At 69.5% G+C, this 19297-nt stretch carries 20 protein-coding genes and 1 other RNA gene; 9 read left to right on the top strand and 12 right to left on the bottom strand.

The features are described 5' to 3' along the window. The first annotated feature begins 213 nt into the window (after nt 1-213). From ASG72_RS10685 to ASG72_RS20720, 3 genes are all read left to right on the top strand, one after another. Nucleotides 214-1044 carry a DUF2189 domain-containing protein gene (locus ASG72_RS10685; RefSeq protein WP_244488764.1) on the top strand — a complete coding sequence of 277 codons (831 nt, stop codon included), beginning with the start codon at nt 214-216 and terminating at the stop codon, nt 1042-1044. 99 nt (nt 1045-1143) lie between these two features. Further along, a complete protein-coding gene (locus ASG72_RS10680) occupies nt 1144-1449 on the top strand; it encodes a hypothetical protein (protein ID WP_056711949.1) in 306 nt (101 codons plus the stop codon). 106 nt (nt 1450-1555) lie between these two features. After that, a complete protein-coding gene (locus ASG72_RS20720; protein ID WP_156395899.1) occupies nt 1556-1693 on the top strand; it encodes a hypothetical protein in 138 nt (45 codons plus the stop codon). Nucleotides 1694-1726: 33 nt separating this feature from the next. Here the strand turns inward: ASG72_RS20720 and ASG72_RS10675 are convergent, their stop codons facing one another. From ASG72_RS10675 to ASG72_RS10630, 10 genes are all read right to left on the bottom strand, one after another. Next, on the bottom strand, nt 1727-3892 hold the full coding sequence (locus tag ASG72_RS10675) for a DEAD/DEAH box helicase (RefSeq protein ID WP_056711946.1): 2166 nt from the start codon (nt 3890-3892) through the stop codon (nt 1727-1729). 209 nt (nt 3893-4101) lie between these two features. Continuing rightward, nucleotides 4102-5532, bottom strand: a complete 1431-nt coding sequence (murD, locus tag ASG72_RS10670) for a UDP-N-acetylmuramoyl-L-alanine--D-glutamate ligase (RefSeq protein ID WP_056711943.1) — start codon at nt 5530-5532, stop codon at nt 4102-4104. 4 nt (nt 5533-5536) lie between these two features. Beyond that, nucleotides 5537-6619: a phospho-N-acetylmuramoyl-pentapeptide-transferase gene (mraY, locus tag ASG72_RS10665; RefSeq protein ID WP_056711940.1), complete on the bottom strand. Its 1083-nt coding sequence runs from the start codon at nt 6617-6619 to the stop codon at nt 5537-5539. Between the two features lie 121 nt (nt 6620-6740). Next, nucleotides 6741-8165 carry a UDP-N-acetylmuramoylalanyl-D-glutamyl-2,6-diaminopimelate--D-alanyl-D-alanine ligase gene (locus tag ASG72_RS10660; RefSeq protein WP_056711937.1) on the bottom strand — a complete coding sequence of 475 codons (1425 nt, stop codon included), beginning with the start codon at nt 8163-8165 and terminating at the stop codon, nt 6741-6743. Beyond that, nucleotides 8162-9610, bottom strand: coding sequence for a UDP-N-acetylmuramoyl-L-alanyl-D-glutamate--2,6-diaminopimelate ligase (locus tag ASG72_RS10655; protein ID WP_056712585.1), 1449 nt, complete (start codon nt 9608-9610; stop codon nt 8162-8164). Before ASG72_RS10655 ends, ASG72_RS10660 begins: the two co-directional genes overlap by 4 nt. A gap of 61 nt (nt 9611-9671) precedes the next feature. Further along, nucleotides 9672-11372 (bottom strand): penicillin-binding protein 2, encoded by a 1701-nt coding sequence (locus ASG72_RS10650; RefSeq protein WP_244488779.1) that lies wholly within the window; start codon nt 11370-11372, stop codon nt 9672-9674. Between the two features lie 65 nt (nt 11373-11437). Next, nucleotides 11438-11827, bottom strand: coding sequence for a hypothetical protein (locus ASG72_RS10645; protein ID WP_056711931.1), 390 nt, complete (start codon nt 11825-11827; stop codon nt 11438-11440). Nucleotides 11828-11829: 2 nt separating this feature from the next. Further along, nucleotides 11830-12870, bottom strand: coding sequence for a 16S rRNA (cytosine(1402)-N(4))-methyltransferase RsmH (rsmH, locus tag ASG72_RS10640; protein ID WP_056711928.1), 1041 nt, complete (start codon nt 12868-12870; stop codon nt 11830-11832). Then, entirely contained in the window at nt 12867-13340 is a 474-nt protein-coding gene (locus tag ASG72_RS10635) for a cell division protein MraZ (RefSeq protein WP_056711923.1), read from the bottom strand. The genes rsmH and ASG72_RS10635 overlap by 4 nt, the downstream gene beginning before the upstream one ends. Before the next feature lie 338 nt (nt 13341-13678). Continuing rightward, nucleotides 13679-14143, bottom strand: a complete 465-nt coding sequence (locus ASG72_RS10630) for a MarR family transcriptional regulator (protein ID WP_056712583.1) — start codon at nt 14141-14143, stop codon at nt 13679-13681. Nucleotides 14144-14299: 156 nt separating this feature from the next. Here ASG72_RS10630 and ASG72_RS10625 point away from each other — a divergent pair, with 156 nt between their 5' ends. From ASG72_RS10625 to ASG72_RS10620, 3 genes are all read left to right on the top strand, one after another. Then, nucleotides 14300-14722 carry an organic hydroperoxide resistance protein gene (locus ASG72_RS10625; RefSeq protein ID WP_056711919.1) on the top strand — a complete coding sequence of 141 codons (423 nt, stop codon included), beginning with the start codon at nt 14300-14302 and terminating at the stop codon, nt 14720-14722. Between the two features lie 147 nt (nt 14723-14869). Further along, the gene (locus ASG72_RS21455; RefSeq protein WP_348271577.1) at nt 14870-15181 is read left to right on the top strand and encodes a hypothetical protein; all 312 of its coding nucleotides are present in this window, start codon (nt 14870-14872) and stop codon (nt 15179-15181) included. Further along, nucleotides 15162-15833 (top strand): dienelactone hydrolase, encoded by a 672-nt coding sequence (locus ASG72_RS10620; protein ID WP_348271576.1) that lies wholly within the window; start codon nt 15162-15164, stop codon nt 15831-15833. Before ASG72_RS21455 ends, ASG72_RS10620 begins: the two co-directional genes overlap by 20 nt. Nucleotides 15834-15870: 37 nt before the next feature. Here the strand turns inward: ASG72_RS10620 and rnpB are convergent. Both rnpB and ASG72_RS10615 read right to left on the bottom strand, forming a co-directional pair. Further along, nucleotides 15871-16260: RNase P RNA component class A (rnpB, locus tag ASG72_RS12035), an RNA gene on the bottom strand. Between the two features lie 56 nt (nt 16261-16316). Beyond that, complete coding sequence (locus tag ASG72_RS10615) at nt 16317-16874, bottom strand: lytic transglycosylase domain-containing protein (RefSeq protein WP_056711916.1); 558 nt, start codon at nt 16872-16874, stop codon at nt 16317-16319. Between the two features lie 376 nt (nt 16875-17250). Here ASG72_RS10615 and ASG72_RS10610 point away from each other — a divergent pair, with 376 nt between their 5' ends. The 3 genes from ASG72_RS10610 (at nt 17251) to ASG72_RS10600 (ending at nt 19212) form a co-directional block, all read left to right on the top strand. After that, on the top strand, nt 17251-17523 hold the full coding sequence (locus tag ASG72_RS10610) for a glycine zipper domain-containing protein (RefSeq protein ID WP_056712581.1): 273 nt from the start codon (nt 17251-17253) through the stop codon (nt 17521-17523). 142 nt (nt 17524-17665) lie between these two features. Then, nucleotides 17666-18427, top strand: coding sequence for a DnaJ family molecular chaperone (locus ASG72_RS10605; RefSeq protein ID WP_056711913.1), 762 nt, complete (start codon nt 17666-17668; stop codon nt 18425-18427). Then, the gene (locus ASG72_RS10600; protein ID WP_056711909.1) at nt 18424-19212 is read left to right on the top strand and encodes an N-acetylmuramoyl-L-alanine amidase; all 789 of its coding nucleotides are present in this window, start codon (nt 18424-18426) and stop codon (nt 19210-19212) included. The genes ASG72_RS10605 and ASG72_RS10600 overlap by 4 nt, the downstream gene beginning before the upstream one ends. The last annotated feature ends 85 nt before the right edge of the window (nt 19213-19297 follow it).

Genomic DNA, 19297 nt, shown 5'->3' with positions numbered 1-19297 from the left:
CTCTTCATTAGGCGAGAAGCCGCTGACGAGAAAGGTCAGCAGCCCGCTCCCGCACTCGTGTTCGCGTGGCCGGGCGACAGGAGCGTCCGGCCGCGCTACACTCGCCTGGCTAGAATGGGAAGCTCGACGCCTGAGGCGGCTTGTTCCATCCCGCATGGCGCAGGCACGAGACCAACGCCGACGGCGCACCGGGCCAGAACCGGGAGACACGCCATGGCCAATCTCGATACCATGCCCCGCGCGGCGATCAGGACGCGGGCGGAACCGGACGCGCCGCCGCGGCTGCGCAGCATCACGGTCCAAGATCTCGTCGACGCGCTGAAACGGGGCTGGGACGATTTCCTGGCGCAGCCGACACATCTCGTCTTCGTCGCGCTGATCTATCCGATCATCGGCGCGCTGCTGGCGCGGCTCAGCGCCACCTACAACATCCTGCCTCTGCTCTTCCCGCTGATGGCGGGCTTCGCCCTGCTCGGCCCCTTCGCCGCGATCGGGCTCTACGAGATCAGCCGCCGGCGCGAGCGCGGCGAGGATGCCTCGGCCGGGCAGGCGCTGCAGGTCTTCCGCTCGCCGGCGCTGGGCCAGATCGCGCTGCTCGGCCTGCTGCTGACGGGGCTCTTCCTCGCCTGGCTCGCCAGCGCCTGGCTGATCTACCGCGCGACCCTGGGGCTGCCGCCGCCCGTCACCTCCGAGAGCTTCTTCACCGCCGTGCTCACCACCTTCGACGGCTGGGTGATGATGATCGTCGGCAACGCCGTCGGCGCGCTCTTCGCCATCGCCGCCTTCTCGATCTCGGTCGTGTCCTTCCCGCTGATGCTGGACCGCCATGTCGATATCGGCACGGCGGTGCGCACCTCGGTGGCCGCCGTGGAGGCCAATCCGCGGGTGATGCTGGTCTGGGGAATGATGATCGCGGGATTGCTGGCGCTGGGCTCGCTGCCGGTGCTGGTCGGGCTGGTGATTGTGATGCCCGTGCTCGGCCACGCCAGCTGGCATCTCTACCGCAGGCTCGTCGTCCAGGACGAGCTCCCGCACAGGCGCTAAAAAAACCCGCTGCGCTTTGAACCCGATCGCAGTCTCCCGCGACCAATCCGCATGGAGCGGCAATCCCGCCGCCCCGGAGAGATCAGGGAGACTAGCATCATGACCAAGCGCAGCACCATCGCCGGCCTCGCCACCGCCTTCGTCCTCGGCGCCGGCGCGCTCCTCGGCGGCTCGCTCGCCACCTCCACCGCCGCCGAAGCCAAGCACGGCTTCAAGCATGGCGGCTTCCACGGCAAGCATGGTCACCATGGCTGGGGCCATCACGGCCCGCATTGGGGCGGCCATGGCTGGGGCTATCGCCCGATCTATGCCGGCTATTACGCGCCGCGCTGCTTCACCGTGCTGCGGGCGCGCTATGTGCCTGGCCTCGGCCTGATCGAGCGTCCGGTCACCCGCTGCCGCTGAGGCGCCGATGCCGCCGGACGAGGCCGGAGCGATCCGGCCTCAGCCGCCGCCGGCGGCTCCTGCGGAACCTTCTTCGCGCCGCGCGGGTTGAGCCCGTGCCGCAGGCATGAGGTCTGCGGCATCTGGTTCACGCCGGGCCTCGGGCCCGCTCAAGCCCGGGGGCTTCATCATGAACAACATCATCTACATCGTCGGCCTGATCGTCGTCGTTCTCGTCATCCTGTCCTTCCTCGGCCTGCGCTGAGGAGAGCGTGACGATCGCGCGCAGGGCCTCCGCTCAGCCGCGATCGTCCCGGGGCCGCTTCGGCTTGCCCGCCTTGCCGCCCGCGAAGGGTTTGGGACCCGCGAAGGGCTTGGCACCGGCGAAGCCGGGCTTGCCGCCCGCGCCGAACTTGCCGCCCGGCTTGCCCGCCGGGGATTTCGCGGCATAGGGCTTGGCGGCGTAAGGCTTGTCGCCCGTCGCGCCCGGCCGCGCCTCCCGCGAAAAGCGCACCGAGGGATCGGCCAGGTTCTGCCGGTCCTGCGCCACCGGATCATAGCGCCGCCCCTCCTCGGACCGCGCGGCGAAGGGCTTGCCCTTACCCTCATACGCCTTCTTCTTGCCCTCATAGGGCTTCTTCTCGAAAGCCGGCCTGTCCTGACCCGGGCGCTCCGCACGCGGCGCCGAATGGCGCTCGCCGCGATCCGCCCTGGCTGCCGGGCGCTCGTCGCCGCGCTCGCGCTTCTGGTAGGGCGCCGGCGCATGGCTCGCCTTCTCGGCGAAGGGTTTCGCCGGCCGCCGCTCGTCTTCGCCCGTCACCGGCTCGATCACGATCTTGTCGCGGTCGGCCGCGCGCGCCAGCTCGGCGAAGCGCTCGGCGACATCGGCATCGATCTCGACCTTGGTCTCCTTGTCGAAGATGCGGATCGCACCGACTTCGTCGCGGGTGATCTTGCCGCGGCGGCACAGCATCGGCAGCAGCTGGCGTGGATCGGCGCCGTCCTTCCGCCCGATATTGAGGCGGAACCACACGGTCTCGCCACGCGGCCCGGCCTTGCGCGGCGCCTCGCCCCGCTCCTCGCCGAAACGCGCGCCCTCGCGCGGGCTGGCGTAATCGCGCGGCTCGCGCGGGCGGCGCTCGTCGCGGGCGAAATTCGGATCGCCGACCTCTTCGGCGCCCGGCAGGCGCGAGCGGTAGACGCGCACCAGCGCCGCGGCGATCTCCTGGGCGGAACGTCCGGCGAGCAGCGCCTCGATCATCCCGGCATCGTCCTCGCCGGCCTCGCCCGTCAGCATCGGGTCGCTGAGCAGCCGCTCCTGGTCGAGCGCGCGGATCTCCTCCGGCGTCGGCGGCCCGGCCCAGACGGCCTCGACCTTCGCTTCGGCGATCAGCATCTCGGCCTTGCGGCGGCGTGAGGGCGGCACCAGCAGCACGCTCGTGCCCTTGTTGCCGGCGCGACCGGTGCGGCCGGAGCGATGCTGCATCACCTCCGGATCGTTCGGCAGCTCGGCATGGATCACCAGCGTCAGGCCGGGCAGATCGATGCCGCGGGCGGCGACGTCGGTCGCGACGCAGACGCGCGCCCGGCCGTCGCGCAGGGCCTGCAGCGCCGAATTGCGCTCGCTCTGGCTGAGCTCGCCCGAGAGCGCCACCGCCGAGAAGCCCCGCTCCAGCAGGATCGCCTCGAGATGGCGGACCGCGTTGCGGGTGTTGCAGAACACCAGCGCCGTCGGCGAATCATGGAAGCGCAGCAAATTGACGACGGCGAGCTCGGCCTCCTTGGGATAGACGCGGATGGCGCGGTATTCGATGTCGGCATGGCCGCGCGAGCCGCCCTGCACCTCGATGCGCAGCGCATCGCGCTGATAGCTGCGGGCCAGCGCGATGATCGCCTTGGGCAGCGTGGCCGAGAACAGCAGGCTCTGGCGCTCTTCCGGCGTGGTCTTCAGGATGAATTCGAGATCGTCGCGGAAGCCGAGATCGAGCATCTCGTCGGCCTCGTCCAGGACGACCGCCTTCAGCGCGGAGACGTCGAGACGGTGGCGCTCGATATGGTCGCGCAGGCGGCCGGGCGTCCCGACCACGATATGCGCGCCCTCGTCGAGCAAGGCCGCCTCGCGGCGCGGGTCCATGCCGCCGACGCAGGCGATGACGCGGGCATTGGCGTGTTTGTAGAGCCAGGCCAGTTCGCGCTGCACCTGCAGCGCCAATTCGCGCGTCGGCGCGATGATCAGCGCCAGCGGCTTGCCGGCGCGGCCGAAGGCCTCGTCCGTCCCCAGCAGCGTCGAGGCGATGGCGAGCCCATAGGCCACGGTCTTGCCCGAGCCGGTCTGCGACGAGACCAGAAGGTCGCGCCCGGCGGCGGCTTCCTCGAGCACCGCGTTCTGCACGGGCGTCGGGTCGGAGTAATTGCGTTCGGCGAGCGCACGCGCAAGCGGCGGGCTCGTGGGAAGGAAGGACATCGGTTTAGGGCCTAAACGTTAGGGCGCTTGGACTGGCACGGCGCGGAAATGCGGGCGACGGAAGGGGCGGCGCAAGGAAGCGGCGCGGGGCTCAGCCATCGATTGAGAAGGGCCCATACAGCAAATCCCCGCAAAAGGGAATGCTGGCCTGCGCGACGGCAAGGCCGCGCCCGGCCGACGCCTCCGCTCCGCGCGCCCGCCGGCCCGGCTCAGCCCGCTCCATAGGGCACGAAGCCCGGCAGAGCCCCGACCAGCGCGCGGAACCGGTCGCCGCGCACCTCGAAGTTCGGGAATTGGTCGAAGGAGGCGCAGGCCGGAGAGAGCAGCACCGCGATCTCCCCCTCTCCTCGCTTCGCCTGCGCATCGCGCAGGGCGGAGGCGACGGCGACCTCCAGCGTGCCCGCGCGTTCGTAATCCACCGAGCCGTCCTCGTCGAAGGTCCGGGCGAAGGCGTCGCTGGCCGCGCCGATCAGATAGGCCTTGGCGATATTGCGGAAATAGCGGCGCAGCGAGTCGATGCCGCCCTCCTTCGGCTTGCCGCCGAGGATCCAGAAGATATCGCGGAAGGAGGTCAGCGCCTTCTCGGTCGAATCGGCATTGGTCGCCTTGGAATCATTGATGAACACGATGCGTCCGACGCGGCCGAGCTCCTCCATGCGATGCGCCAGGCCCGGATAGCTGCGGAAGCCGGCGGCGATCTCCTCCGCGCTCAGCCCCAGCGCGAAGCAGGCGGCGAAGGCCGCCGCCGCGTTCTGGGCATTGTGCGAGCCGCGCAGCGAGCCGATGCCGGCGAGGTTGGCGACGACGCGCGGCTTGCCCTCCAACACCTGGACGATGCGCGTGTCCAACGTGCCGCGATTGGCGGTGATCCCGGCGAAGACGCCCTCGTCCAGCGGCTGCTCGCCGCTGATCTTCACCAGCGGCCGCCCGCTGGCGGCGCGCCGGCGCGCCATCTGCTTCGACGGCTCGTCATCCACCCCGATCACGGCGATGTCGGCCGCCGCGACCAGCCGCTCCTTGATCGCGCCATAGGCCTCGAAACTGCCGTGCCGGTCGAGATGGTCCGGCGTCAGGTTCATCTGGATGCCGATGCTCGGCTTCAGCGACGGGGCGAGATCGATCTGGTAGCTAGAGCATTCCACGACATGGACGCGGTGAGGAGCGGGCGGATCCAGCGCCAGCACCGCCGTGCCGATATTGCCGCCCATCTGCACGTCCCGGCCGGCCTGTTTCAGCACATGCGCGACCAGCGCCGTCGTCGTCGATTTGCCGTTCGTGCCGGTGATGCAGATCACCGGCGCATCGGGCGAGAGCCTCGCCCTTTCCCGGAAGAACAGCTCGACGTCGCCGATCACCTCGACGCCGGCGGCCTTCGCCTTCGCCACCGTCCAATGCGGCGCGGGATGGGTCAGCGGCACGCCGGGCGACAAGACCAGCGCCGCGAAGCCGGACCAGTCGGCCGCGGCGAGATCGACGATGGCGATGCCCTCCGCCGCCGCCTTGGCGCGCGAGGCCTCGCCATCATCATAGGCCGCGACCTCCGCCCCGCCCGCGATCAGGGCTCTTGCCGTGGCGAGCCCGGAGCCGCCCAGGCCGAACAGGGCGACGCGGCGCCCGGCGAAGACAGTGACAGGCGTCATCGGATCAGCGCAGCTTCAGCGTCGACAGGCCGACCAGGGCCAGCACCACGGAGATGATCCAGAAGCGGATCACCACCTGCGGCTCGGTCCAGCCGAGTTTCTCGAAATGATGATGGATCGGCGCCATCAGGAAGACGCGCTTGCCGGTGCGCTTGAAGACCGCGACCTGGATGATGACCGACAGCGCCTCGAGCACGAACAGGCCGCCGACGATGGCGAGGACGATCTCGTGCTTGGTGGCGACCGCGATCACGCCAAGCAGCCCGCCGAGGCCGAGCGAGCCGGTATCGCCCATGAAGATCTGCGCCGGCGGCGCGTTGAACCAGAGGAAGCCGAGCCCGGCGCCGATCATCGCGCCGCAGATCACCGAGAGCTCGCCCGCCCCGGGGACATGGTGGATCTGCAGATAGTTGGAGAAGATCGCATTGCCGACGAGATAGGAGATGAAGCCGAAGGTCGCGGCCGCGATCATCACCGGGACGATCGCCAGCCCGTCGAGCCCGTCGGTGAGGTTCACCGCATTGCCCGCCCCGACCACGACGAAGGCCCCGACCAGCGGGAACAGCAGCCCGAGCGGGATCATCCAATCCTTCACGAAGGGCAAGGCGAAGCCCGAGGAGATTCCGGCCGGGCCGGTCTGCATGATGAAGCTGCAGGCGACGAGGGCGATGCCGATCTCCAGCGTCAGCCGGGCCTTGCCGGAAAAGCCGAGATGCGACTGCTTGGTCACCTTGAGATAATCGTCATAGAAGCCGATGGCGCCGTAGCTCACCGTCACCGCCAGCACGGTCCAGACATAGGGGTTGCGCAGATTGCCCCAGAGCAGGGTCGCGGCGAACAGCCCGGACAGGATCATCAGCCCGCCCATGGTCGGCGTGCCGCGCTTGGAGAGATGCGATTGCGGCCCGTCGCTGCGGATCGGCTGGCCCTTGCCCTGCTTGATCCGCAGCCAGGAAATCGCCGCCGGGCCGAAGAAGAATACGAACAGCAGCGCCGTCGCCGTCGCTCCGCCCGCCCGGAATGTGATGTAGCGGAACACATTCAGCACCGGGAAGGTGCCGGAGAAATCGGCCAGCCAGACGAGCATCTCAGGGTGTCTTTCGTTCTGGACCGCCCCTGCCCGCAGCGGGCGCAGGTGGTGGCGATCCCTCTTCTTGCTTCAGCACCGGGCCTCGTCGACGAGCGCCCTCTCCTCGGTCCGGTGCGTCCTAGTCTTCGGCGGTCACGGCGGGATAGCGCGCCATGATCGCCTTGACGATCGGTCCCATGCGCGAGCCCAGGGAGCCCTTCACGGTGACCACGTCGCCCGCGCGGATCGCGTCCAGCACCAGCGGCTCAAGCCCGCTGGACTGGCCGGCATAAGCACCCCTGAGCGCCGATGGCAAGCTGTCATAGAGCCCGCGCATCAGCGGGCCGCAGGCGAAGACGACATCGACGCCGTTCGCCGTCACCGGCTCGACCAGCCCCTTGTGCAGCTCCGGCGCGGTCGGCCCGAGTTCCAGCATGTCGCCGAGCACGGCGATGCGACGGCCTCGCCCGGCGACGGGAATCCGGCCGAGATTCTCGATGGCCGCGCGCATCGAGGCCGGATTGCCGTTATAGCTCTCGTCGATCAGGATGAAGTGGCCGCCCGGACCCTGCAGCACCTGCTGCGCCCCGCGCCCGGCCGGCGGCCGGAGATCGCCCAGCGCCAGCGCAGCCAGAGCGAGATCGGCGCCGAGCGCCTCGATCGCGGCCAACACGGCCAGCGAGTTCAGGACGATATGCCGGCCCGGGCTGCCGAGCCGATAGGTCACCGGCTGGCCCAGCACCATGGCGTCGACCGTCGAGACATCCGGCCGCAGCGAACAGGACAGCAGCCTGACATCCGCTTCGGGATGCTCGCCGAAGCTGATGATGCGCCCCGCCGGGCTCGCCTGCGCCAGCTCCCGCAGCAGCCCGGCCTGGGCGATGTCGGCATTGACGATCGCCGTGCCGCCGGGCTTCAGCCCGGAGAAGATCGCCGCCTTCTCATGCGCGATGCCCTCGATCGATTCGAAGGCCGCGAGATGCACCGGCTGCACGGTGGTGACGATGGCGACGTCCGGCTGGACCATCCGGGCCAGCGGCAGGATTTCGCCGGGATTGCTCATCCCGATCTCATAGACGCCGTAGCGAACATCCCTTGGCGTGCGGCACAGCGTCAGCGGCACCCCCCAATGGTTGTTGTAGGAGGCGACCGGCGCATGGGTCTTGCCCTGGCGCGACAGGGTGAGGCGCAGCGCCTCCTTGGTGCCGGTCTTGCCGACCGAGCCGGTGACGGCGACGATGCCGGCCTGCAGCGCCGCGCGCCGCGCCATGCCGGCCCGCTCCATCGCCTTCAGCACGTCGTCGACGACGGCGCAGGGTCCGCGATCCGCGAAGGCGTTCGCATGGGCTTTATCGATCACGGCGAGCCCGGCGCCCTTGTCCAGGGCAGCGGCGACGAAATCATGCCCGTCCCGCGCCTCGCCGCGAATGGCGAAGAACGCGTCGCCGGCTTCGAGCGTACGGGTGTCGATCGACACGCCCGTGATCGCCTCGGGAATAGCGCCCTGCCCGCGCGCGCCCATGGCCGCGACCAGCTGCTCTCCGCTCCAAAGGGGGGCGCTCATCCCGCAATCTCCGCAATGGCCGCACGGACCGCCTCGTGATCGGAGAACGGCAAGGTGCGATCGCCGATGATCTGGCCGGTTTCATGGCCCTTGCCGGCGACCAGCAGCACATCCCCGGCGCGCAGCATCGCGACGCCGGCCGCGATCGCCTCCGCCCGGTCGCCGATTTCGCGCAGCTTCGGCGACGCCGCCAGGATTTCGGCCCGGATCGCCGCCGGTTCCTCGCTGCGCGGATTATCGTCGGTGACGATGGCGATGTCGGCCTTCTCCGCCGCGATGGCGCCCATCAGCGGGCGCTTGCCCTTGTCGCGGTCGCCGCCGCAGCCGAAGACGCAGATCAGCCGGCCGGTGGCATAGCCGCGCAGGGTCGCCAGCACGGCGGCCAGCGCGTCGGGCTTGTGCGCATAATCGACCACGACCAGCCCGCCCTGCACCTCGCCGACCCGCTCCAGCCGCCCGGCGACGCCGCTCAGCCCGCCGATCGCATGTATCGCCGCTTCGGCATCTTCGCCCGTCGCGACGGCGAGACCCGCGGCCACCAGCGCGTTGCCGGCCATGAAATCCCCGACCAGCGGCAGCGTCACCGCGAGATCGCGGCCCGCCACCCGCAAAGCGAGGCGCTGCGCGAAACCCTGCCGCTCGACGGCGGTCAGCGTGATGGTCTCGCCCTTGCGGCCGATCCCGATGATCGGATGGCCGTTCGCGACGGCCCGCGCCGCCGCCTCCTCCGCGAAGGCCTCGTCGCGGTTGATCACCACCGGCGCGCCCCGGGGCAAGAGCTGCCAGAGCCGCATCTTGGCGGCGAAATAGGCCTCGACGCTGGGATGGTAGTCCAGATGGTCGCGGCCGAGATTGAGGAAGGCCCCGGCCCGCAGCCTGACCCCGTCCAGCCTGTGCTGGTCGAGCCCGTGGGAGGACGCCTCCATGGCGAGATGGCTGATGCCCTCCTGCGCCAGCTGCTCGAGCGAGAGGTGCAGCGACAGCGGGTCGGGCGTCGTCAGCGAGCCGTACTGCGCTCCCTTGGCCGTCACCACGCCGATGGTGCCGAGGCTGGCGGCCTGATGCCCGAGGCTCTGGTAGATCTGCCGGGTGAAATCGGCCACCGACGACTTGCCGCTGGTCCCGGTGACCGCGACGATCGTCTCCGGCTGCCGCGGATGCATCACGGCGGCGGCGAGCGCCAGAGCCAGCCGCGGATCCTGCACCTGGGCATGGGCGATCCGCGCCGGCAGCTCCGCCGGCCGGGCTTGCCCTGAGACGACGGCGACAGCGCCGGCCGCCACCGCATCGGCGATGAAGCGGCCGCCATCGGCCCTGGCGCCGGCCAGGGCGACGAAGACGTCGCCCGGCCGCACGGCACGGCTGTCGAAGGCGAGCCCGCCGACGGCGGGCCCCTCCGCGAAGGCGCCGGGAAAGAGATCGGAGAGCAGATAGGACCGGTTCATGGCGCCGGTCCCATAGCACATGCCGCGCGGGCTGGAAGCAGCCGGATCGTCCGAGGCACGCTCAGCGCGTGCCCCAGGCGCCGAGCCGCGCCATCAGCGGGAAGGGCGCGACCAGCGGCTCGAAGCGCGGCGGCAGGCCGAGCAGCGGCGCCGCGCGCTCGATCAGCCGGCCGGTGGTGACGCCGGCATTCCAGGCGGCGGTGGAGTAGCCGCCGCTCTCGGCATAGCCCTTCGGCTCGTCATAGATCGCCAGGAACAGATATTTCGGTTTGTCCGACGGCGCGATCGCGGTGAAGGTGGTGAAGTTCTTGTTCTTGGCGTAGCGGCCGTTGATCACCTTCTCGGCCGTGCCGGTCTTGCCGCCGACGAAATAGCCCGGGACGTCGGCCTTGCGGGCCGAGCCCTTCTCGCCGTTGATCCGCATGATGAAGCGCATCGCCTCCGAGGTCTCGGGCTTGATCACCCGGACCGCGCCGGCGCGCGCTTCCTCCTCCGAGCGCTTCAGGAAGGTCGGCGTGATCAGATTTCCGCCATTGACCAGCGCCGCCACCGCGGCCATCGCCTGGATCGGCGCCACCGCGAGCCCGTGGCCGAAGGCGATGGTGGCGGTGTTGATCTCGCCCCAGCGCTGCGGAACGATCGGCGCCGCGCTCTCCGGCAGCTCGGTCTGCATCCGGTCGAGCTGCATCATCTTCTTCAGGAAGGCCTTGTGCCCTTCCACCCCGACCGACAGCGCCATCTTGATGGAGCCCATATTGGACGAGTGCAGGAAGACCTCCGGCACCGTCAGCGTGCGGCCGGTGCCGTGATATTCCTTGATGACCTGGCGGCCGAACCGCATCATGCCGCCCGCGGTCGAATAGCTGGAATTGATGTTGGCCTTGCCGGAATCCAGCGCCATCGCGATCGTCAGCGCCTTGAAGGTCGAGCCCATCTCGTAGACGCCGACATTCATCCGGTTGATGCGGTCCTTCTCCTGCGCCTCGACCGGGTTGCCGGGGTCGTAATCGGGCAGCGACACCAGCGCGATGATCTCGCCGGTATTGACGTCCATGATCGCGCCGGCGGCGGCGATGGCCCGGTATTTCTCCAGCCCCTTCAGCAGCTCGTCGCGCACCAGATGCTGGACGCGCAGGTCGATGGAGAGCTGCACCGGCTTGAGATCGGAGGCCTGGATCGCGAGGCCGGCCCCGTTCAGATCCTGCAACCCCTTGGAATCGATGTATTTCTCGATGCCGGCAATGCCGACATTGTCGACGCTGGCGAAGCCGAGCACATGCGCCGCCGCCGGCCCGTTGGGGTAGACGCGCTTGTTCTCGGGCACGAAACCGACGCCGGGGATGCCGAGGCGGTGCACCTCGCCCTGCTGGCGCGGCGTGATCTCGCGCTTCACCCAGACGAAGCCCTTCTTGGTGGCGAGCTTGTCGCGCAGCTCCTTCGCGTCGAGATCGGGCAGGACGGCGGTCAGCAACTCCGTCGCCTCGTCCTTGTCGAGGATCTTGCGCGGCTCGGCGAAGACCGAGACGGTGCGGATATCGGTGGCCAGGACCGTGCCGCTCCGGTCGACGATGTCGGGCCGTGCCGCCGAGATCGCGGTCGAGGTGGCGCGCCGGAGCCCGACCTGCTCGTTGGGCATCGTCGCCAGCATCACCAGCCGGCCGGTGATCGCGATGAACAGGGCGGAAAACCCGAGGATCACCAGCCCGACGCGCGGCTGGCTCTTCTCGCCGCTCATCCGGAAGACGTCGCGGAGCCAGCCCATGCGGCGCGCCGGCGCCGGCGCCTCCGCCTCGTCAGTGGCCGAACCGCCTTGCTGCTGCATCTCGCTCATGGCCGGCCTCCGGGCGTGGTGACGCCGCTCGCCTTGCGGTCCTTCGGGGTCTCGGTCGGCAAAGCGAGGCCGAGATCCTCGAGCTTGCGGCCGATGGCATCGACCTTCGGCCCGCGATTGGGAATGTCGGCGGCGCGAACGACCTGCGTGATCTGCAATTGCTGCAGGTCGAGATGGCGATCGGCCAGTTTCTGCAGCCGGTCGGGCCGGTTCAGATATTGCCACTCGGCCTTCAGCACGGCGATGGCGTCACGCTCGCGCTGCGCCTTGGCCCGCAGCTTCTGCGCCTGCTCGGCTTCCAGCGTCGTCTCGTATTTGATGGTGTAGGCGTAGACGGCCGAGGAGACGAGCGCGCCGATCGCGATGACATGCAGCAGCTTGATCATGCTCAGGGCCTCCGCCGGGGCTGGGGATCGGGCACTTCGGCCAGCGCGATCAGGCCGGGCTCCGCGGCCCGCGCCGGTGCCTGCGTCCGCTCCGCGGCGCGCAGCTTGGCCGAGCGGGCGCGCGAATTCTGGCGCATCTCGGCCTCGGACGGGGTCACCGGCCCGCGCGTCACCAGCTTGAAGGTCGGCTCGTCCATCGCCACGGCCGGCGCATGGCGCGAGCCGGCGGGAGCCCGGCCCGAGCGGGCGGTCATGAACTGCTTGACGATGCGGTCCTCGAGCGAATGGAAGGTCACGACCACCAGCCGCCCGCCGGGCCTGAGCACCGCCTCGGCCGCATGCAGCGCCCGCACCAATTCGCCGAGCTCGTCATTGACGGCGATGCGCAGGGCCTGGAACACCCGGGTCGCGGGGTGGGCGCCGCCCGGCTCCGCCCAGACGATGCCGGCGACCAGCTCCGCCAGCTGTTTCGTCGTCTCGATGCGCCCCTTGCGCCGCGCCTCGATGATGGCGCGGGCCACGGCGCGCGAGCGGCGCTCCTCGCCATAGTGATAGAAGATGTTGGCGAGCACGCCCTCCTCGGCCGTGTTGACGAGATCGGCGGCGCTCTGCCCCTCGCGCCCCATGCGCATGTCCAGCGGCCCGTCGAAGCGGAAGGAGAAGCCCCGCTCCGCCTCGTCGATCTGCATCGAGGAGACGCCGATATCGAGCACGACGCCGTCGAGCGGAATCATCCGGAAGCGCGCCGCCTCCTCCGCCAGCTCGCCGAAGCAGGCCTGCGCCAGGGTCAGCCGCCCGCCCATCGCGGCGACGAGATCGGCCCCGCCGGCAATCGCCGTGGGGTCGCGGTCGAGCGCCAGCAGCCTGATGTCGGGAGCCGCGTTGAGGATCGCGGCGGCATAGCCGCCCGCGCCGAAGGTGCCGTCGAGATAGAGCCCGCCCGGCTGCGGCGCGAGCGCCTCCAGCACCTCGGCCAGCAGCACCGGTACATGGCGCGCATCGCTCTCCTGGAGCTCCGGCCCGGCCTCCGCGCGACGCGTCATGATCCTGCCGATCCTTGTGGCGGCGGCGCGCCCAGCATCCGCTTCACGTCGCGCAGCCGCGTCCTGGCCGTTTCCAGATGCGCCTCGAAACGCTGCGGATCCCAGAGCTGGAATTTGTGGCCGAGCCCGACGAAGGTCACGGCGTCGCCGATCCCCGCATGCGCCTTCAACGCCTCGCCCAGCATGATGCGCCCCTCCGGATCCACCTTCAACACCTCCGACGCCCCGTTCAGCGCCGTCGACAGCAGCTCCCACTCGTCCGAGAAGGGCGAGAAGCGCGACAGGATGTCGTCGATCGTGGCGCGCAGCGCATGGCCGCCCGCATCCAGCGAGGGCAGATCGAGCGCCCTGTGGACATAGAGACCCTCGTACCCGTCCCGGGCCAGGATCGCGCGGAAGCTCGCGGGGATGGAGACGCGCCCCTTGGCGTCCAGCCGGTTGGTGAAATTCGAGACGAAGCGGTCCGTCAACGCCGCCTCCCGGCCTGCCTGGCCGATGCCCCCGGGGCCGGATGGCCGCCTGCATCGAGTCACCCCGTCGAAGCAGGCAAAGCGGCGCGAAAGGCCTTGATCCGCGCGGCACACGGACCCTGACCTGGCTGTCGCCTGCCGGCTTCGACGGGATGATTTGGGATAGCATGGGCGGCTATGGGCGTCAATTATTTTGGTCCTGCGGAAGGGCCCGCCGGATGCTGAATCGGCATCACACCCCGTTAAGGTTAAGTATCCGTAAGCAGGTGAAATTCTCCACGCGCCGGGCCTTCAGCGGTGGCCATGCCGGGATCCGGCCGGCTAAAAATAATTGCGGCTCAATCGCCTTCGGCGGCCGCCAGCAGCGCCGCCCGGAGCCGGCCGAGCTGCGCCAGCAGCGCGCCATCGGCCGGCGACGCATCGCCGATGGCCGCCGCCATCTCACCGGGCACGCAGCGCCCCTTGGCCCGCAGCGCGTCGCCCTGTTCGGTGAGCAGCAGCACGACCTGCCGCTCATCCTCGCGGCTGCGCCGACGCGTCACCAGCCCCGCCGACTCGAGCCGCTTCAGCAGAGGGGTGAGCGTGCCGGAATCCAGCATCAGCCGCTCGCCCAGCGCCTTGACGCTCAGCCCGTCCCGCTCCCACAGCACCAGCATCACCAGATATTGCGGATAGGTCAGCCCGAGCTCGGCCAGCACCTGCCGATAGAGCCGCGTGAAGGCGTGGCCGGCCTGATAGACGGCGAAGCAGAGCTGGTCCTCCAGACGCGGGCCGTCGCCCGCCCTCCCCGCCTTGCCAGCCATCGCGACCTCCCGCTTCGCCACCCGATCCTCCGCGGCGGTCCGGACGCTCCCGGCCCGCTCAACTCCGCGTGAGCGGGCCGAAACATCGTTGACAATTAAATTGTGCACGATTTAATTGGCCGGGACAAGACCTCTTCACCCTGACAGGAGCTTCCAATGAAAATTCTCTACACGGCGCATGGTTCCGCCACCGGCGGGCGCGAGGGCAAGGCCGCGACCGATAGCGGCAATGTCGATCTCGTGCTGAACACGCCGAAGGAACTGGGCGGCGGCGGCGGCAACGGCACCAACCCGGAGCAGCTCTTCTCGATCGGCTATTCCGCCTGTTTCCTCGGCGCGCTGAAATTCGTCGCCGGCAAGGAGAAGGTGAAGATCCCGGACGACGCCCGCGTCAGCGCCGATGTCGGCATCGGCCCGCGCGATGACGCCCAGGGCTTCGGCATCGCCGTGACGCTGACGGTCTCCGTCCCCGGGGTCGACAAGGCGGTGGTCGAGGATCTCGTCCAGAAGGCGCATGTCGTCTGCCCCTATTCGCACGCGACCAAGGGCAATATCGACGTCGAGCTGAAGGTCGCCTGAGGCCGGCTTGCGCGGGTTCATTCCGCGCGACGGCTGCGCCTGAGCGGGAGACCTCGCCGCACCCGTCGATCATGCTTCCCTTAGGTCAGATCGATGCTAGGATCGGGCGGCGGCCCTCTCGCCGCCCGACCCAGGAACGCCTTTCCGATGCGGTGCCATCATCTGCTGATCGCTCTCGCCCTGGCGTTTCCGTCGCTCGCCCAGGCGGCCGGGCTGACCCGCTTCGACATCCCCGCCGACCGGCGCGGACCGGCCATCGCGGTGGTCCAATGGTCGCCCTGCGCGGCCCCGCCCATCCCGGTCACGCTCGGCCCTTTCGTGCTGCAGGCGGTCCGCGACTGCCCGATCGCCGGGGCGGGCCGCTTGCCGCTGGTCGTGATCTCGCATGGTTTCGGCGGCACCGCTCTCGCTCATCGCGATACCGCCGCCTCTCTCGCCGATGCCGGCTTATCATCCTGACGACAATGCCTTCAACCCGGCGCGGTTCGACAGCCTGAAAGCGCTGCGGACGCGGCCGGTCGATGTGCAAAGAGTGATCGACCACATGCTCGGCCCGGCTCCCGCGGCGGCGCGGATCGATCCGGAGCGGATCGGCTTTTTCGGATTCTCCCGCGGCGGCTATACCGGCCTCGTGCTGGCGGGGGCCCGGCCCGACATCCGGCAGTTGCGCATGGTTTGCCAGGACCCGACCGGGGCCGGATGCGAGCGGATTCCCGCCGCAATGGTCCCGCCGGGAGAGGCCGTCAGCGATCCCAGGATCAGGGCCTTCGTGATCGCCGACCCGCTGGCCAGCGTCTTTCCGGTTGCGAGCGCGCTGAGCCGGGTCGAGGCACCGATCCAGCTCTGGGCGTCGCAGTACGGGGGCGACGGGGTCTCGCCCGCCGATGTCGCGGCCATCGGGAACCGGCTGCCGGTCCGCCCCGAGGTTCACGACGTCGCCCGCGCCGGACATTTCGCCTTTCTGAGCGTCTGCCCCGCGGCTTTCGCACAAGCGCAGCCCGAGATCTGCGCGGATCCCGCCGGCTTCGACCGCGCGGCCTTCCATGCCGAGCTGAACCGGCAGGTCGCCGCATTCCTGCGGCGGGAGCTGGAGAGGCCAGCCCGGCGCTGACGCGCCGCGGCACGATGCGCGCCCGCGAGAAGTAGAGGGTGCCAGCCGGCCTGTAAGCCGGGTTCTGGATGGCCGAGAGATCGCTCCCCCGGCGCGACGGCCATTCCTCTGGGACGCGCATCGCTGCGCGCCTCGAGCAACCAACCCGGACGACAAGGCCCAGAAACAGGCCCCCTCCCGCTCGCGCGGAAGGCATCGTCCCTATTCGGTTTTGCTCCCGGTGGGGCTTGCCATGCCGTCCCCGTTGCCGGGTCCGCGGTGCGCTCTTACCGCACCTTTTCACCCTTACCCGCAGCGAGCTGCGGGCGGTTCGATCTCTGTGGCGCTTTCCCTGGGGTCGCCCCCGCCGGACGTTATCCGGCACCGTGTTTCCGTGGAGCCCGGACTTTCCTCCCCCGCGAGCGGGAGCGGCCGTCCGGCCGACTGGCAGCGGGTTCGTGCGCCCATTCGCAGGTGCGCGTCAACCCAAAGCCGCGAAGCCGCTCAGTTCTGCGCGGTGATCGTGCGGATTTTCGAGCAATAGGCGCGGTTGGCGCCGCTCATGCGCTCGGCACCATGGCCGCTCTGATATTTCATGACGGTGCGGCAGGTGTCGCCGCCGGCCATGCGATAGGCCTGGGCCAGATATTTCATGGCGTAGCGGGCATTGGTATCGGCATCGAGCAGGCCGCTGGCGGAGCCGGAATAGCCCATGCCGCGCGCGGTCTGGTGACGGATCTGCATCAGCCCGAAATTGCCGGCATTGGCGGCGCGCGGGTTGTAGCGGCTCTCGACGCGCACGAAGGCGTCGGCCAGAGCGAAGGGCACGCCATTGGCGGCGGCATGACGGGCGACGATGGCCTTCAGCCCTTCCGAACCGACGGGCGCGGCCAGAGCACGCTTGCTCGCCGCAGGAGCCTTCGACTCGGCCTTCGCCGCCTTCTCGCCGGCCGCGGTCGCAGCCTCCGGAGCAGCCTCGCCAGCCTGTTCGGCAGCCTTGGCGCGGGCGATCTCCGCCTCACGAACGATGAAGGCCAGCTGGTCACGCTCGTCATTGACCATCGCGTGAGATGAGCTGGCGCCAAGGAGGCAAATCGTGAACGCGGCGAGCGCGGCGGTGGAGGTATATCGCATTATCGACTGAGCCCTTCAGTTCGATGTTGACGTGAAGGGCCGGCTAAATGGCCAGTAAATATGTTCATAATCTGGCAGTGAACGCAGTCGAGTTCGACAATACTCGTTCTCCGGCGCAGTATCATTTATACTTTTCTATGCAGTAGTCTCCTGTATCCGGCACAACCGTGCCGCGAATCAGCCCGCGACAGAAGTTAAAACGCGACGCGAAACCATCGCCGCATTGCCGTCGCATTTCGCAGGCCGCTATAGAGGGGCGCGCGGGTGGCCTTCGCTGCCGGCGCCGGCACAGGGGGACATGGTCATGAAGAAGATATTCGCGGTTGCGCTGGTGGGTCTCAGCCTCGGCGCCTGCACGGCGCGCGAGCAGAATGCGGGAACGGGCGCGCTGATCGGCGCGGGCACCGGCGCGCTGATCGGCGGGCTCGCCACCGGCCGGGCCGGCGGCGCCCTCGCCGGCGCGGCGATCGGTGGTGCTGGCGGCGCCATCATCGGCTCGGCCGCCACCCCGGACTATGGCTATGAATGCCCCTATGGGTATCGGCGCGACCGTTACGGCAACGTCTATTGCCGCTGAGCCCTTCGCTCCGCAGCGGTTGAAGGCCGGCGCGGCGCGATAGGATGATAAGTCAGCCCGGCGCGCAGCGCATGCGCGCCGGTTCAGACCGCGCCCGGGACGGCTCCCGGGCCGGGCCCACCAATCCGGAGCGCCTCGCGCGATGCCATCTTCATTCTGGGGCGTTTTGAGCGGGGGCGGCCTCGGCCTGGCGCTGGGAGGCCCGCTCGGGGCCCTGCTCGGCGCGGTGGCCGGCCATGTGCTGATCGACCGGGAAGGCGCCCCCTTCGGCGCTGCCCCGCGCGAACTGGTCTTCACCACCGGGCTCGTCGCGCTTTCGGCGAAGATGGCGCGGTCGGACGGCGTCGTCACCCGCGACGAGGTCGCGGCCTTCCAGCGCATCGTCACGATCCCGGCCGAGCAGCAGGCGCGGATCGAGGCCCTGTTCGACCTGGCCAAACAGACCAGCGCCGGTTTCGAGGCCTATGCCGGCCAGATCGCCGAGGCCTTTCGCGAGGAACCGGCCCTGCTCGAGGACGTGCTCGACGGGCTGTTCCTGATCGCCGCCGCCGACGGCGCCATCCACGAGGCGGAGCATGCCTATCTCCGCGACGTCGCCACCATTTTCGGGATCGGCGAGGCCGAGTTCGCCCGCATCGAGGCCCGTCACGCCCGCCGCCCGGACGACCCCTATCTCGTGCTCGGCGCCTCGCGCGAGATGGATGACGCCGCGCTGAAGCAGCTCTATCGCCGCCTCGTCGCCGACACCCATCCCGATCGCGAGATCGCCCGCGGCCTGCCCGAGGAGGCGGTCGCCATCGCAACCCGCCGCCTGGCCGCGATCAACGCCGCCTGGGACATGATCGAGCGGGAGCGCGGCCTCTCCAGCCCGAAGCGGATCGAGCCCGCCTCCTCGCCGGCATGACCGAGCAGAGAGCGCCGGACAGCCGGTTCGCGGCAAAAATCTTCCCCTCCCCCAATCACGGCGAGCGGAAACATCGCGACGGCACGGGCGGGCGCAGGCCCGACATGCTGATCCTGCATTATACCGGCATGCCGGTGGCGGGCGAAGCGCTGCAATGGCTGTGCAACCCGGTCGCCCAGGTCTCAGCGCATTACTTCGTCTTCGAGAACGGCCATACGCTGCAGCTGGTGCCGGAGGCCCGTCGCGCCTGGCATGCCGGCGTCGGGCACTGGGCCGGCGAGACCGACATCAATTCCTGTTCGATCGGCATCGAGATCGCCAATCCCGGCCATCCCGGCGGCCTGCCCGCCTATCCCGAGGCGCAGATCGCGGCGACGCTGGCCCTCTGCCGCGACATCTGCGAGCGCTGGACCATCCCGCCCGAGCGGGTGCTCGCGCATTCCGACATCGCGCCGGGCCGCAAGATCGATCCCGGCGAGAATTTCCCCTGGCGGCGTTTCGCGGAAGCCGGGGTCGGCCTCTTCGTCGAGCCGGCGCCGCTGCGGAGCGGGCGCTATCTGGCGCGCGGCGAACAGGGCCAGCCGGTCGAGGCGCTGCAGGCGATGTTCGCCATGCTGGGCTATGGCGTCCCGGTCAGCGGGATCTTCGACGAGCGGCTGGAGGCGGTCGTCGCCGCCTTCCAGCGTCATTGGCGGCAGGAAAAGGTCGACGGGGTCGCCGACGCCTCGACCATCACCACTTTGCGCGACCTCCTGGCGCTGGGCGCCGCCGCGCGAACGGGCTGATCGGCCGCAGGCTTTCCAAAAGATTGCAGGAAGTTAACTCGCGGCGCCGCCGGCGATCTGGCATAATTCATCTCGGCCGGTATCG

The organism is Allobosea sp. Leaf344 (assembly GCF_001426225.1).
Taxonomy (GTDB): Bacteria; Pseudomonadota; Alphaproteobacteria; order Rhizobiales; family Beijerinckiaceae; genus Allobosea.
Note: the sequence above shows the minus strand (reverse complement) of the source record. Positions and strands in the feature narration are given on the sequence as shown.

Coding starts and splice junctions, on each gene's coding strand:
- ASG72_RS10655 (WP_056712585.1), bottom strand. CDS start 9,610: ATGAACCGGTCCTATCTGCTCTCCGATCTCTTTCCCGGCGCCTTCGCG.
- ASG72_RS10680 (WP_056711949.1), top strand. CDS start 1,144: ATGACCAAGCGCAGCACCATCGCCGGCCTCGCCACCGCCTTCGTCCTC.
- ASG72_RS10620 (WP_348271576.1), top strand. CDS start 15,162: ATGCCGGCTTATCATCCTGACGACAATGCCTTCAACCCGGCGCGGTTC.
- ASG72_RS10610 (WP_056712581.1), top strand. CDS start 17,251: ATGAAGAAGATATTCGCGGTTGCGCTGGTGGGTCTCAGCCTCGGCGCC.
- ASG72_RS10600 (WP_056711909.1), top strand. CDS start 18,424: ATGACCGAGCAGAGAGCGCCGGACAGCCGGTTCGCGGCAAAAATCTTC.
- murD (WP_056711943.1), bottom strand. CDS start 5,532: ATGACGCCTGTCACTGTCTTCGCCGGGCGCCGCGTCGCCCTGTTCGGC.
- ASG72_RS10630 (WP_056712583.1), bottom strand. CDS start 14,143: ATGGCTGGCAAGGCGGGGAGGGCGGGCGACGGCCCGCGTCTGGAGGAC.
- ASG72_RS10615 (WP_056711916.1), bottom strand. CDS start 16,874: ATGGTCAATGACGAGCGTGACCAGCTGGCCTTCATCGTTCGTGAGGCG.
- ASG72_RS10650 (WP_244488779.1), bottom strand. CDS start 11,372: ATGGGCTGGCTCCGCGACGTCTTCCGGATGAGCGGCGAGAAGAGCCAG.
- ASG72_RS10625 (WP_056711919.1), top strand. CDS start 14,300: ATGAAAATTCTCTACACGGCGCATGGTTCCGCCACCGGCGGGCGCGAG.
- ASG72_RS21455 (WP_348271577.1), top strand. CDS start 14,870: ATGCGGTGCCATCATCTGCTGATCGCTCTCGCCCTGGCGTTTCCGTCG.
- ASG72_RS10675 (WP_056711946.1), bottom strand. CDS start 3,892: ATGTCCTTCCTTCCCACGAGCCCGCCGCTTGCGCGTGCGCTCGCCGAA.
- ASG72_RS10645 (WP_056711931.1), bottom strand. CDS start 11,827: ATGATCAAGCTGCTGCATGTCATCGCGATCGGCGCGCTCGTCTCCTCG.
- ASG72_RS10660 (WP_056711937.1), bottom strand. CDS start 8,165: ATGAGCGCCCCCCTTTGGAGCGGAGAGCAGCTGGTCGCGGCCATGGGC.
- ASG72_RS20720 (WP_156395899.1), top strand. CDS start 1,556: ATGAGGTCTGCGGCATCTGGTTCACGCCGGGCCTCGGGCCCGCTCAAG.
- ASG72_RS10605 (WP_056711913.1), top strand. CDS start 17,666: ATGCCATCTTCATTCTGGGGCGTTTTGAGCGGGGGCGGCCTCGGCCTG.
- mraY (WP_056711940.1), bottom strand. CDS start 6,619: ATGCTCGTCTGGCTGGCCGATTTCTCCGGCACCTTCCCGGTGCTGAAT.
- rsmH (WP_056711928.1), bottom strand. CDS start 12,870: ATGACGCGTCGCGCGGAGGCCGGGCCGGAGCTCCAGGAGAGCGATGCG.
- ASG72_RS10685 (WP_244488764.1), top strand. CDS start 214: ATGGCCAATCTCGATACCATGCCCCGCGCGGCGATCAGGACGCGGGCG.